Here is a 13,624-nt window from a genome sequence, read left to right on the forward strand (position 1 = left end):
GAGAACCATGCTCGCCCTGCGCATGCCCTGGCCCCTGCCCGCACTGGCGGCGTGGGCGTGCGCGTGGCTGATCTTTGTGGCGCTGCAGCGCGCGGTGCCCCCGGTGGCCGCCTTGCTGGTGGCCTGCCTGCTGGGCACGGCTGCCAGTGTGCTGGGCGACAGCTGGTGGCGGCGCGGGCTGATTGCCGCAGGGTTCCCGTTGTCGCTGGCGCTGCTCGGGGCGGCCAGCCTGCCTACCTGGGCGTGGCTGGTGCCGCTGTCGCTGTTGCTGCTGGTCTACCCACTCAATGCGTGGCGCGATGCGCCCCTGTTCCCCACGCCGCGCCATGCGCTGCAGTCTCTGGCCGTGCAGGCCCCGCTGCCTTTGGGTGCGCGGGTGCTCGACGCAGGCTGTGGCCTGGGCGATGGCCTCAAGGCCCTGCGCCATGCCTACCCGGCCGCCCAGCTCGACGGGCTGGAGTGGAGCTGGCCGCTGCGCCTGCTGTGCGCCCTGCGCTGCCCCTGGGCCCGGGTACAGCGTGCCGATATGTGGAAGGCCGACTGGAGCGCCTACCAGATGGTGTACCTGTTCCAGCGGCCCGAGAGCATGGCTCGCGCGGCCGCCAAGGCCCAGGCCGAGCTGGCGCCTGGCGCGTGGCTGGTGAGCCTGGAGTTCGCGGTGCCCGGCTGGCTACCCAGCGTCCAGCTGCGTGCGCCCGGCGGGCGGGTGGTGTGGCTGTACCGCATGCCGCGCCAGCAGCAGGAGGGATGACATGCACACCATGCTCCCACTGTGCCGGTCCCTGTGTCCGTCTGTGTCACCGGCCCCACACGGTTACAGAAAAGATACAAGCTTTTGCTACATTCCGCGGCTGGCTACAACCCCATACACAACAACCAAGAAACTCACAGCCAGAGGGGGCCGCACACAGCACGTATCAGCGCCGGGAGGGGGCGCACGGGCTGCCAGCACCCGCCTTGACCGGACTTCCACCACGCACGCCGTATTCACAGCACCCTCCCTCTGGCGGGGCTGTTGCACGGCTGCGCGTGGTAAGCGCGGGGTGTTTCTGGTGAGCAACCGACCGATCTGCAAGGAGCATCCATGACCGCCCACCCACCCCGTTTCCGTCCGCGCCTGCTATGGGCCCTGGCACTGAGCGCGGCCCTCACCGGCTGCGCCACCATGCAGAGCCATGACAAGCTGGCCACCGACATGCAGACCGCCGGGCGCAGTGGCGGCATCCCCGCCGCGCTGGCCAGCCTGGAAAGCACGGCCAAGACCGAAGAAGAAAAAACGGCGCTGCTCTTCAACATGGAGCGCGGCGAGCTGCTGCGCATGGACCGCCGCTATCCCGACAGCACCAACGCCTTCCTGCTGGCCGACAACAAGGTCAAGGAATGGGAAGAAACCGCCAAGACCAACCCCTCCAAGCTGATGGGCACCGTGGGCGCCGCCCTGGTGAGCGAGCGCCTGAAGGTCTACGAAGGCCAGGATTACGAAAAGGTATGGCTGACCACGCGCTTGGCGCTCAACCGCATGGCCGTGGGTGATTTTGAAAACGCCCGCGTGGACATCAAGCGCACCCATGAGCGCGAAGCCATCATTGCCGAGTTCCGTGCCAAGGAAACCCTGGCCGCTGAAGAGGAAGCCAAGTCCAAGGGCGCCACATCGGGTGGCAAGGAGCTGAATGGCTACCCCGTCGAGACCCTCAACGACCCCGAGGTGCTGGCGCTCAAGAACGGCTACTCCAACGCGCTGAGCCACTACCTGGCCGGCTTCCTGTACGAAATGCTCAACGAGCCCGGCCTGGCCGCGCCCGGCTACCGCAAGGCCATCGAGCTCAAGCCCGACACCCCCGTGCTGGAGGAAGGCCTGCGCGGCCTGGACAACCGCACCGGCTTCACCTGGAAGCGCCGCCAGCGCATGACCGACGTGCTCTTCATCGTCGAAGCCGGCGACGCCCCCGCGCGCAAGCCCAAGGCCTTCACCATCCCCGTGCCCACCGGCCGTGGCCTGGTCACCGCCAGCATTTCATACCCTGTGATCGAGCCTTCCAAGGACGCGCCCCTGACGGTGGTGTCGGCCGCTGGTACCGACCTCAAGCTCGAAAAAGTGGTGGACGTGAACGTGATGGCTCGCCGTGCCCTCAAGGACGAAATGCCGGGCATGGTGCTGCGTGGTTTCACCCGCGCCGTGGCCAAGGGCGTGCTGCAGAACGAGCTGCAAAAGCGTGGCGGTCTGATCGGCGGCATCATCGGTGCCGCCGCCTCGGTGGCCACCGAGCAGGCCGACGACCGCCTGTGGCGCATGCTGCCCGGCCGCGTGTATGTGGCCCGTGGCTACCTGCCCCCGGGCGAGCACACCGTCACCATCAATGGCCGCCAGTTGCCTCAGCCGATCAAGATCGACGGCCAGTACGCTCTGGTGCCCCTGCGCATGTACGACAACAGCGTGCTGATCGGCGACGTGGCCATGCTGGGCCAGCTGCCCAAGGTGGCGGCCGCACCCCAGCCGGCTCCCGCCGCAGCAGCGGCACCCGCAGCCCCGGTGCGCACCACCAACAACAACCGCGCCCGCACCGTGCCCTCGTCCACCGTCAAGCCCACGGCCGCCCAGCCCGCGGCGGCTGCTAAGAACTGACCCCTGTTTCTGACCCCATTCAAGGAGCCTCTGGCATGAGAACCCGTTTTGTCCCCGCCGCGATCCCTGCAGTGCTGTGCGCGGCCCTGATGACCCTGGCTGGCAACGCCAGCGCCCAGTTGCACGACCCCGCCACGCCGCTGGCCGTGGCGGCCAAGGTGGCGCTGCGAGGCGAGGCCAACAGCATCGCCGTGCGCGAGATGCGCATCGTGCGCAAGAACGACATCCTGGTGGTGCAGGCCGACATGGCCAACATGGGCCGCACCGACCGCACCGTGTTCTACCGCTTCAAGTGGCTGGACAACGTGGGCAACCAGGTGGGCGATGGCGAGTCCTGGAAGCAGATGAGCGTGCTGGGCCTGGGCCAGCAGACCGTCAAGAGCGTGGCGCCCACCAGCGCTGCCGTGGACCTGCGCCTGGAAATGAATGTGGAGCCGCGCTGATCGCGCCGCGCCAATCCCTGTTTGAGTGAGGAGTAAACCAACATGAACACCAAGAACCGCATCCAGCGCAGCGCGCTGATCCTGGCCTTTGCGGCCAGCACCCTGGCCTTGTCGGCCTGCCAGAACCTGTCGTCCCCCACCGTGCGTTTTGACCGCCAGGTCAACTACGGCGACGCCAAGGCCGTCGAGCTGGTGACCAACGAGTTCGGTTCCACCGACCTGCAGATGATTGCCGAGAAGATGACCGGTGGTTTGCTCGAAACCGGCATCTTCCAGGGCCGCCCCACGGTGACGATCTCCACCGTGAAGAACAAGACCAGCGAGTACATCGACACCACCAACGTGATGAACTCCATCCAGACCGCGCTGGTCAAGTCCGGCAAGGTGCGTTTTGTGCGCTCCATCAACGAGATGCAGGCCGGTGTGGACGAGCTGCAGCGCCAGAACCAGAGCGGCCTGTACAAGCAGGGCACCACCGCCAAGGTCGGTCAGATGACCGCCGCCAAGTACAGCATGGAAGGCGAGCTGACCAGCATCGTCAAGCAGAACAACAGCACCAAGGACGTGTACTACAAGTTCACGCTGAAGCTGTTTGATGTGCAGGAAGGCACGATCGAGTGGCAGGACGAAAAGGAAATCCGGAAGACCAGCAAGCGCTGATCTGCCCCAAGGAGAACACCATGCAACGCAGAATCACCCTCCACACGGCCCTGGCCGTGATCGCGGCCACTACGCTGGCCTGGGGCACGGGCGCGCAGGCGCAGCAGCCCGGCGCCGCGCCCAAGATCGCCGTGACCGACCTGGCCTATGCCCAGCGCGTGTCCGAATACTTCATGGCCGGCACCTACCAGCGCAGCAGCCAGATGAGCGCCCAGGGCAGCCAGGGCGGCAGCCACAGCCATGGCATGTACGGCGGCGGGGGCTCGTACTCCGGCCAGCAGTCCATGCAGGCGTCCGAGCAGGCCAGCGGCACCTATGTGGCCGGGCGCTACAGCTACATCGAGCAGCGCGAGCTGGGCGGCTACACCAACGACATCAAGGGCGCCATCCTGCAGGGCACGTACTTCCGTCTGGTGCAGGGCAAGGGCTTTGACGCGGGCAAGCCCCAGCCCAGCAAGGCCGAGCAGGTGCTCAACCAAGTGCAGGGCGGCAAGATGGCCACGCCCCAGGCACAGCCCCAGGTCAATGACGTGATCACCCGCATCAAGAAGGGCGAGTTCAACGGCGCCGACTACGTGCTGTTCGGCGTGGTCTCCAGCATCGAGTTCACCGACGCGCTCTCGCCCCTGCAGGGCACCACCAGCGCCACGCGCCAGTACGGCCTGCAGCTGCTGGCCGACTTCTCGCTCATCAACACCAAGACCTACGAGATCAAGGCCGCGTTCTCCGCCCAGGGCGAAGGCAACGACACCAAGATCCTGTCGATCCGCGGCGACATTGCGCCCCCCAACCGGGCCAAGGTGATGCGCGAAACCTCGCTGTCGCTGGCGCAGGACGTGTACCAGCAGCTCGCGGTGCAACTGGGCTACACCGACGCCAACCTGGCGCGCGGTGTGCGCCCACCGGTGGTGTACCAGCAAGGCGGCCAGCCCATGCCCGTGCCGCAACCGCAGCAGCCTGAGCAGGTGCTGATCCTCAAGTAAACCGCCGTGCGCCCCACCGTGCACCCGCAGCCCTCGCGGGCCCCGGCCCGTGCGGTGCCTGCCCTGCCCAAGGCCAGCCCTGCGCTGGCCTTTTTTGCGTCTGCCGCCCTGACCTTGACGCTGGCTGGTTGCGTGGCCCCACACGCACATGGGAGTGCGAGTGCAGCACAGCCGAACCCTGCGATGCCCGCCATAGAACAGGGCCCCCCGCCAGGCGCTGGGTTCCTCCAGCGGGCCTTGCCGGGTGCGAGCGGCGCCGTGCTCCAGACCCTGCAGCGCGCGGAGCGCACCGCGCCGCTGCGTTACCGCGTGATCGTCATCCCTGGCTCGGGCTGCGCGGGCATGGGTCCCATCGCGGACCGTTACTTTGCCGGCCTGCTGCACGCGCAGGTGCTGGTGCTGCACAAGCCCGGGGTCGATCCCCAGTCACAGACAAAGCCCGCCGACTGCCCCCACCCATTTGTGCTGCAAGACCGCCACTCCACCTGGTTCGCCCAGGCGCGCGCGGCGCTGCTTGCAGATGCACTGCAGCGCCAGGGCCAGCCCGCCGTGCCGCAGCTGCTCGTGGGTATCTCTGAAGGGGCTGAGCTGCTGCCCGCGCTGGCCCCTGAGGTGCCGCATCTGGCTGGTCTGGTGCTCATTGGGGCCAGCGGCCTGGACCCCCAGGAGGCAGGGGCACTGCAAGCCCGCCGCATGGGTGCAGAGGGCGACTGGACCGCGCTGGGGCAGCTCGTGGCAGGGGCCCCCCACGACAGCGTGGTAGTGCAAGGGCGCAGCCTGGGTTATTGGCGCGACCTGTGGCACTGGCCAGTGGCGCAGCCGCTCATCGACAGCCCCTGGCCAGTGTTACAGGTGTGGGGGGCTGAAGATGTGCTGGTGCCTGCGCAGGCCTACGAACGGTTTGCGAAACGGGCGGCGCCGCGTTCACCTGCCGGTTGGTGCGTACGCCGACTCCCGGGGGCAGACCATGGTCTGCAACAGCGGGTGGCAGACGGCGAGCACCCGGCAGATGGCGTGCAGCGCGTCTGGGCCTGGCTGGAACAATGGGCACGCGCCCCCCAGGGCGGGCTGTGCGCCCCGCTGCAGCGCTGAGCGCCTGGAACTCAACGGGGCCGATACATCCTGAACAGTTGCTCCGGCCCCACGGTGAAATAGTCCGCCGGCCCGCCGCCGCGCAGGATGTGCCCCGCGTTCGCGGTGTCGTACACGCCGTCCTTCAGCAGCGCCTGATCGATGTGCACGGCCACCACCTCGCCCAGCACCAGCCAGGTATCCACCTGGGCCCCGTCCTCCCGCTGCAGCTGCAGGATCTGCGTGCTGCGGCATTCAAAGGTGACCGGGCTTTCGGCCACGCGCGGGGGGCGCACGCGCGTGGAGGGCAGGGGGGTCAGACCGGTCAGGTTGAACTCGCTCACTTCAGGTGGCACGGCGGCGCAGCTCTGGTTCATCACCTCGGCCAGGTCGCGGGTGGCGAGGTTCCACACAAACTCGCCCGTGGCCTGCACGTTGCGTACGGTGTCCTTGTAGCCAATGCTGGCAAAGCCCACGATGGGGGGCACGTAGTTGAAGGCGTTGAAGAAGCTGTAGGGCGCGAGGTTGGTCGCTCCCGTGGCGCTTTGCGTGGAGATCCAGCCGATGGGGCGGGGCCCCACGATGGCGTTGAACGGGTCGTGCGGCAGGCCGTGGCCCAGGCGGGGTTCGTAGCTGTGGAAGGTGTGTGGGGGCTGTGGAGTGGTCATGGGGCTCGGCAGGGTCGGAGCGAACAAGCGGACACCTTAGCGGCAGACGCGGCGCGCTGCAGTCATCGGGGTATCTGCATGCTCACTTTTTCATAGCTGCCTGGGCATATGGTTCTAGCGCACAGGGGCAATAGCAGGCAGATAGGGCTCACCGAGCTCCCGTACACCCTGGCCAAGGCCCCGTAAGGCATGGTCATGCCGTAACGCCCGGCAGCTTCGGCTGCACGCACCGCACGGGGCTACGGGACCGCGGCCGCCGGCTGCTGCTGCCCCAGAAACCGCCCCGGCGGCTGCCCCACCGACTTGCGCACCATGGCGCTGAAGGCGCTGGCGCTGTAGCCCAGCTCGGCGGCGATCTGGCCCATGGGCATGCGGCCGGCGGCCAGCGACACGGCCTTGGCCAGGATCACCTGCTGGCGCCATTGGGTGAAGGTGCTGCCCAGTTCGGAGCGGAACAGGCGTGCCACGGTGCGGGGGCTGGCGCCCGTGTCCTGCGCCCAGTCGGCCAGGGTGTCGTGGCGCGTGGGGTCGGCCAGCACGGCCTCGCACAGGTGGCGCAGGCGCTTGTCCTGCGGCAGGTCCACGCCCAGCTTCACGGCGGCGGCACGGGCCAGTTCGTCGCGCACCAGGGCGCTCAGGTGCTGCTCGCGTCGCAGGTCGGCGGGGCTGATCGCGGCGCCGCCGTCGGGTGCGGTGGGCATCTCGCGCACCAGGGCGCGCAGCAGGTCGGACACCTCCAGCACGCGGCACTGGCGCCATGCGTCTTCCTGGTCGCGCGGCACGCCGGGGCCGCAGCGCCCCCGGGGCTGGTGAAAGTACAGCGTGCGCAGGTCGGCGTCTTCCACCATGGTCACGGCATGTTCCACACCGGGCGGAATCCACAGCGCGCGCGAGGGCGGCACGATGTAGGTGCCGTGGTTCACCGTGAGCCGGATCACGCCCGTGGTGGAGATCGCCACCTGCGCCCAGGGGTGGCTGTGGGGCATCACCTGCGTGTCGGCGGCCAGCCAGCGCAGCTTGGCGCGCACCGGGCGGGCGGCGGTGGGCACAAACAGCTCGGGCGTGAGCGAGTCCACGTACGACATCCCGCGCGACTTGCCGGCCTGGGCGCGAGGCACGACCTCGGCGGCGAAGTGTTCCACCACCGGTTCGGTAGGGGTGGGGGGCCTGGTGGGTGGGTTTGGCATGTTTGCGATAGAAATTGGCCGTCTATCGTAAACCTGCCGAGGGCATGCTGCCTAAGATTCAACCCATGACTGCTTCCACCTCTGGCGCTACCGCCACCACTGCCAACCCCGTCCCCCTGCGGCAGGACGCCCGCACCATCGGCCTGATCGGTCTGGCCCACGGCAGCTCGCACTTCTTTCACATGCTGCTGCCGCCGCTGTTTCCGTGGCTGATCGGGGAGTTCGGCTTCAGCTATTCCGAGCTGGGCCTGCTGGTGTCGGTGTTCTTCGTGATCTCGGGCGTGGGCCAGGCGCTGTCGGGTTTCCTGGTGGACCGTGTGGGCGCGCGGCCGGTGATGTTTTTTGCGCTGTCGAGCTTTGCCGCGGCGGGGCTGGCGGCGGGCACGGCGCAGGGCTACACGGGCCTGCTGCTCGCGGCGGCTTTGGCCGGGCTGGGCAATGCGCCGTTCCACCCGGTGGACTTCACCATCCTCAACAAGCGCGTGTCGCCCCAGCGCCTGGGGCATGGCTTCTCGGTGCACGGCATCAGCGGCAACCTAGGCTGGGCGACGGCGCCGGTGTTCATGGCGGGCATTGCTACCGCCACGGGCTCGTGGCGCACGGCCTGCCTGTGCGGCGCGCTGCTGGCCCTCACGGTGCTGGCCATCATGGTGTGGAACCGCGATGCCATTGACGACCGCCAGGGCGCCTGGGCGCACCAGGCCAAGGGCGGCGCGGCGGCGGCGAAGCCCGAGCACCCCATGGCCTTCCTCAGGCTGCCTTCGGTGTGGCTGTGTTTCTCGTTCTTCTTCTGGAGCACCTGCGCACTCAGCGCCATCCAGAGCTTTGCCAGCCCGGCGCTGCAGTCCATGTACGGCCTGCCGCTGAGCGTGACGGCCATGGTGGTCACGGGCTACATGCTGTGTGGCGCGGCGGGCATGCTGGTGGGCGGCTTCCTGGTGGGGCGTGTGCAGCGGCTGGAGAAGATCATCTCCGTGTGCCTGCTGGGCTCGGCCGCGCTGCTGGTGGTGGTGGCCTCGGGGCTGCTGCCCGGCATGGCGGCGCTGATGGTGGCCTCGGTGGCAGGGCTGGGCACGGGCCTGGCGGGCCCCTCGCGCGACATGCTGATCAAGCGCGCCGCGCCCCCCGGTGCCACGGGCCGCGTGTATGGCACGGTGTACTCGGGGCTGGACCTGGGCTTTTGCCTGGCGGCACCGGTGTTTGGCGCCATGCTGGACCACGGCATGACGGCGGGCATCTTCTACGGCTCGGCCGTGACGCTGGGCCTGAGCGTGGTGTCGGCCGCGCTCGTGGGGGTGGGCGTGGCAGCGCGGGCGGCACGGCCCGTGCCTGCAGCGGCCTGAAGGGTCCACGGGGCGGGGGCTCTGTACGGCGCCCAGCACGCCGCGCGGGCCTGTGTTGCAATCGCGGTCGGTGGCGCCGGGGCCCTGTTTGGCAGGGTCCGCAACGGCGCCCTTTGTTTTCAACGCACTTCCAGGACACCGCCCATGACGAACCCCATGTACAACGCCAGCATCCCTGTCTTTCGCCAGATGCTGGGCTCGCTCCAGGACATCCTGGCCAAGACCGAGGCCCATGCCGCTGCCCGCAAGATCGAGCCGGACGCATTGCTGCAGGCCCGCCTGTTCCCCGACATGTTTCCCATGGCCCGCCAGGTGCTGATCGCCTGCGACTTTGCCAAGGGCGTTGCCGCGCGCCTGGCCGGTGTGGAGGTGCCTTCGCTGCCCGACGCCGAGCGCCCCGGTTTTTCCGACCTGACCGAGCGCATCCGCACGGTGCTGGCGTTCATCGAAGGCCTGCCGCAGGGCGCGTTTGCCGAGGCCGCCACGCGCCAGATCACCATCCAGCCCGGCACGCCGCGCGAAAAGCAGTTTGTGGGCGAACACTACCTGCTGCACTACGGCCTGCCCCAGTTCTTCTTCCACGTGAACGCGACCTACGCCATCGCCCGCCACAACGGCGTGGAACTGGGCAAGCGCGACTACATGGGCAAGTTCTGACCCTGAGCCCTGTCCCGGGGCGCCAAGGTGCCCCGGGTGCTGCCGTGTGGGTTCAAGCATGCAGATATGGGTCAAAATGGCCCGTAGCGCTAGTGAATCATGCCTGAGGTGCTATCAAACTTGTAGTATCTAACACGACGCCAGCGCGGACAAAAAAGACAACGGAGACCCGACCCATGCCTACCCCCCGTGCCACACCACGCACCCTGCCAGCCCTGGCGCTGGCCGGCGTGACCTGCCTGCTTTCTGCCTGCGCGCCGGTGCCCACACAACCACCAGCTTCGGCGCCGGTGAGTGCCACGGCCGAGGCCGCGCCCACGGCCACCCCGTGCCCCAAGGACCTGGCGCCCATCGCCCGCTGCCTGTCGGGCAAGGACTCGGCCGGTGCGTATTACCTGGTGGCGGTGCCTCGGCAGTGGAACGGTCACTTGGTGCTGCACGCCCACGGCGGCCCGGCGCTGGGCGCGCCGAAGATGGAGCGGTCGGTGGAGGACCTGGAGCGCTGGGCCATCATGGTCCGCGCGGGGTACGCCTGGGCGGGCAGCACCTTCCGCCAGGGCGGTGTGGAGGTGCGTGCCGCGGCCGAGGACACCGAGCGGCTGCGCCAGATTTTCGTGCGCCACGTCGCCCAGCCGCAGCGCACTATCCTGCACGGCCAGTCCTGGGGCGCCAGCGTGGCGGCCAAGGGGGCCGAGATGTTCCAGACCACGGCCGATGGCAAGCGCCCCTACGACGCCGTGCTGCTCACCAGCGGCGTGCTGGCGGGCGGGACGCGCTCTTACGACTTTCGCACCGACCTGCGCGTGGTCTACCAGTACCTGTGCAACAACCACCCCCGGCCCACCGAGGTGCAGTACCCGCTGAACATCGGCCTGCCTGCCGATGCGGCGATGACCCAGGCGGACCTGGCCGCACGCGTGAACGAATGCCTGGCGCTGAACAAGCCTGTGGCCGAGCGCACGCCTGAGCAGCAGCGCAAAGTCAAAACCATCGTGGATGTGGTCCGCATCCCGGCCAGCTCCATCCAGGGCCACTTGAACTGGGCCACCTTCCACTTCCGCGACGTTGTGCAGCACCGCACGGGCGGCGCCAGTCCGTTTGGCAACCGGGGTGTGCAATACCGAGGTTCGCCCGACGATGCCGCGCTGAACGCCGCCGTGCTGCGCTACCGTGCAGACCCTGCCGCCGTGGCCCGCTTTGCGCAGGACACCGACCTGACGGGCCGCATCCCCGTGCCCGTGCTCACCGTCAAGGGCGTGGACGACCCCACGGCCTTTGTCGAGCTGGACGCCGCCTTCCGGGCTACCATGGCGCAAGGCGGCAGCGCGGCGCGCCTGGTGCAGACCTTCACCCAGCACAACACCCACAGCTACCTGAGCGACCCCACCTACCCCACGCTCATGACCGCGCTGCTGCGCTGGGTGGACGCGGGCGACAAGCCCACGCCCGAGGGCATTGCGCAGCAGTGCGCAGGCATGGAGGCCACGTTCGGCAAGGGCTGCGCCTTCCTGCCTGGCTATGTGCCGGCGGCGCTGAACACCCGCGTGGCCGATCGCGAGCGGCCGTAGATTGTTTTCTCTTGCGGTTCCCGCCGCGCCATAAAAAAGGCCCCGCAGAGCGGGGCCTTTTTCATTTGCCGCTGCAGCACAGGGCCGCAGCAGCGGTGGGGCCGGACTCAGGCCGCCACGGCCTTGAGGGCTTCGTTCAGCGTCTTGCTGGGGCGCATCACGGCGTCCAGCTTGGCCACGTCGGGCAGGTAGTAGCCACCGATGTCGGCGGGTGCACCCTGCACGGCAGCCAGTTCGGCCACGATGGTCTGCTCGTTGTCGGCCAGTTGCTTGGCCAGTGGGGCGAACAGTTGGGCCAGTTCGGCATCGGCCGTTTGCGTGGCCAGCTCTTGCGCCCAGTACAGGGCCAGGTAGAACTGGCTGCCACGGTTGTCCAGCTGGCCGGTCTTGGGCGAGGGGTTCTTGTTGTTGTCCAGCAGCTTGCCTGTGGCGGCGTCCAGCGTCTGGGCCAGGATCTTGGCCTTGCCGTTGCCGGTCTTCAGGCCCAGGTCTTCCAGCGACACGGCCAGCGCCAGGAATTCACCCAGCGAATCCCAGCGCAGGTGGTTTTCTTCCACCAGCTGCTGCACGTGCTTGGGGGCCGAGCCGCCTGCACCGGTTTCATACATGCCGCCACCGGCCATCAGCGGCACGATGGACAGCATCTTGGCCGACGTGCCCAGTTCCATGATGGGGAACAGGTCGGTCAGGTAGTCGCGCAGGATGTTGCCGGTGGCGCTGATGGTGTCCAGGCCGCGGATCACGCGCTCCAGCGTGTAGCGCATCGCACGCACCTGGCTCATGATCTGGATGTCCAGGCCGGTGGTGTTGTGCTCGTGCAGGTACATCTTGACCTTGGTGATCAGCTGCGCTTCGTGCGGACGGTACGAGTCGAGCCAGAACACCACGGGCATGCCGGAGTTGCGGGCGCGGTTCACAGCCAGCTTCACCCAGTCGCGGATCGCGGCGTCCTTGACCTGGCACATGCGCCAGATGTCGCCTTGCTCCACGTTCTGGCTCAGCAGCACTTCGCCGGTGGCCAGGTCGGTGATGTTGGCCACGCCGTCTTCGGGGATCTCGAAGGTCTTGTCGTGGCTGCCGTATTCCTCGGCCTGCTGGGCCATCAGGCCCACGTTGGGCACCGTGCCCATGGTCTTGGGGTCGAACGCGCCGTGCCATTTGCAGAAGTTGATGATCTCCTGGTAAATGCGGGCGAAGGTCGATTCGGGCATCACGGCCTTCACGTCCTTCAGGCGGCCGTTGGCGTCCCACATCTTGCCGCCGTTGCGGATCATGGCGGGCATGGAGGCGTCCACGATGATGTCGTTGGGCGAGTGGAAGTTGGTGATGCCCTTGGCCGAGTCCACCATGGCCAGCTCGGGGCGGTGCTCGTGGCAGGCGTGCAGGTCGCGCTTGATCTCGTCGCGCTGGCTTTGCGGCAGGGTCTCGATCTTGGCGTACAGGTCCACCATGCCGTTGTTGACGTTCACGCCCAGCTCTTCAAAGGTCTTGGCGTGCTTGGCGAATGCGTCCTTGTAGAAGATGCGCACGCAGTGGCCGAACACGATGGGGTGGGACACCTTCATCATCGTGGCCTTCACGTGCAGCGAGAACATCACGCCGGTCTTGCGTGCGTCTTCGATTTCCTTCTCGTAGAACTCCAGCAGCGCCTTCTTGCTCATGAACATGCTGTCGATCACTTCGCGGTCGAGCAGGCTGACCTTGGGCTTCAAGACGATGGCCTTGCCGCTCTTGGTGATCAGCTCCATCTTCACGTCACGGGCGCGGTCCAGCGTCATGGACTTTTCGCCGTGGTAGAAGTCGCCGGCGTGCATGTGCGACACATGCGAACGCGAGGCCTGGCTCCACTCGGCCATGCTGTGCGGGTTCTTGCGGGCATATTCCTTCACGGCCTTGGGCGCACGGCGGTCGGAGTTGCCTTCACGCAGCACGGGGTTCACGGCCGAGCCGGTGCACTTGCTGTAGCGGGCCTTGATTTCTTTCTCTTTGTCGTCCTTGGGCTGGTCCGGGTAGTCGGGCAGGGCGTAGCCCTTGGCCTGCAGCTCGGCGATGGCTGCCTTGAGCTGCGACACGGACGCGGAGATGTTGGGCAGCTTGATGATGTTGGCGTCGGGCTGCAGCGTCTTCTTCCCCAGCTCGGCCAGGTTGTTGGGCACGCGCTGTTCTTCGGTCAGGTAGTCGGGGAACTCACCCAGGATACGTGCCGCCACCGAGATGTCGCTCTCCAGCACGTTGATGCCTGCCGGCGCCGCAAACGTGCGGATGATGGGCAGGAAGGAAGCCGTGGCCAGACGGGGTGCCTCGTCGGTCAGGGTGTAGATGATGGAAGGTTGCTGGGTCGTCATGGCTTGTCTCACGAAACAGAGTAGGTAGATGCCCCCGGCTGCGTCGCAGCGGGGCCAAACGCGGATGCTCTCTGAT

Annotated in this window: 12 protein-coding genes; 9 read left to right on the forward strand and 3 right to left on the reverse strand. The window is 67.6% G+C overall.

The window, feature by feature from the left end; translation table 11 throughout:
- Positions 1-7 precede the first annotated feature (7 nt).
- The 6 genes from N4G42_RS00630 (at position 8) to N4G42_RS00655 (ending at position 5,801) form a co-directional block, all read left to right on the forward strand.
- Positions 8-751 carry a class I SAM-dependent methyltransferase gene (locus tag N4G42_RS00630; protein ID WP_056056984.1) on the forward strand — a complete coding sequence of 248 codons (744 nt, stop codon included), beginning with the start codon at positions 8-10 and terminating at the stop codon, positions 749-751.
- Between the two features lie 333 nt (positions 752-1,084).
- Positions 1,085-2,623, forward strand: a complete 1,539-nt coding sequence (locus N4G42_RS00635) for a COG3014 family protein (protein ID WP_260665773.1) — start codon at positions 1,085-1,087, stop codon at positions 2,621-2,623.
- Between the two features lie 35 nt (positions 2,624-2,658).
- Positions 2,659-3,066, forward strand: a complete 408-nt coding sequence (locus N4G42_RS00640) for a YcfL family protein (protein WP_056056988.1) — start codon at positions 2,659-2,661, stop codon at positions 3,064-3,066.
- 42 nt (positions 3,067-3,108) lie between these two features.
- On the forward strand, positions 3,109-3,726 hold the full coding sequence (gene lpoB / locus N4G42_RS00645) for a penicillin-binding protein activator LpoB (RefSeq protein WP_056742439.1): 618 nt from the start codon (positions 3,109-3,111) through the stop codon (positions 3,724-3,726).
- A 20-nt stretch (positions 3,727-3,746) separates the two neighbouring features.
- Complete coding sequence (locus tag N4G42_RS00650) at positions 3,747-4,709, forward strand: hypothetical protein (protein ID WP_056056992.1); 963 nt, start codon at positions 3,747-3,749, stop codon at positions 4,707-4,709.
- Positions 4,710-4,715: 6 nt separating this feature from the next.
- Positions 4,716-5,801, forward strand: coding sequence for an alpha/beta fold hydrolase (locus N4G42_RS00655; protein WP_260665774.1), 1,086 nt, complete (start codon positions 4,716-4,718; stop codon positions 5,799-5,801).
- 11 nt (positions 5,802-5,812) lie between these two features.
- Here N4G42_RS00655 and N4G42_RS00660 read toward each other — a convergent pair whose 3' ends face one another.
- Positions 5,813-6,448, reverse strand: a complete 636-nt coding sequence (locus N4G42_RS00660; RefSeq protein ID WP_260665775.1) for a flavin reductase family protein — start codon at positions 6,446-6,448, stop codon at positions 5,813-5,815.
- Between the two features lie 239 nt (positions 6,449-6,687).
- Positions 6,688-7,635, reverse strand: a complete 948-nt coding sequence (locus N4G42_RS00665) for a helix-turn-helix domain-containing protein (protein WP_260665776.1) — start codon at positions 7,633-7,635, stop codon at positions 6,688-6,690.
- 65 nt (positions 7,636-7,700) lie between these two features.
- Here N4G42_RS00665 and N4G42_RS00670 point away from each other — a divergent pair, with 65 nt between their 5' ends.
- From N4G42_RS00670 to N4G42_RS00680, 3 genes are all read left to right on the forward strand, one after another.
- The gene (locus tag N4G42_RS00670; protein WP_260665777.1) at positions 7,701-8,978 is read left to right on the forward strand and encodes an MFS transporter; all 1,278 of its coding nucleotides are present in this window, start codon (positions 7,701-7,703) and stop codon (positions 8,976-8,978) included.
- A gap of 144 nt (positions 8,979-9,122) precedes the next feature.
- Positions 9,123-9,635 (forward strand): DUF1993 family protein, encoded by a 513-nt coding sequence (locus N4G42_RS00675; RefSeq protein WP_260665778.1) that lies wholly within the window; start codon positions 9,123-9,125, stop codon positions 9,633-9,635.
- A 176-nt stretch (positions 9,636-9,811) separates the two neighbouring features.
- Positions 9,812-11,203 carry a hypothetical protein gene (locus tag N4G42_RS00680; protein WP_260665779.1) on the forward strand — a complete coding sequence of 464 codons (1,392 nt, stop codon included), beginning with the start codon at positions 9,812-9,814 and terminating at the stop codon, positions 11,201-11,203.
- A gap of 107 nt (positions 11,204-11,310) precedes the next feature.
- Here the strand turns inward: N4G42_RS00680 and N4G42_RS00685 are convergent, their stop codons facing one another.
- A complete protein-coding gene (locus N4G42_RS00685; RefSeq protein WP_056742425.1) occupies positions 11,311-13,548 on the reverse strand; it encodes an NADP-dependent isocitrate dehydrogenase in 2,238 nt (745 codons plus the stop codon).
- Between the last annotated feature and the right edge of the window lie 76 nt (positions 13,549-13,624).

It is taken from the genome of Acidovorax sp. K2F (genome assembly GCF_025246485.1).
GTDB classification, from domain to species: Bacteria; Pseudomonadota; Gammaproteobacteria; order Burkholderiales; family Burkholderiaceae_C; genus Acidovorax; species Acidovorax delafieldii.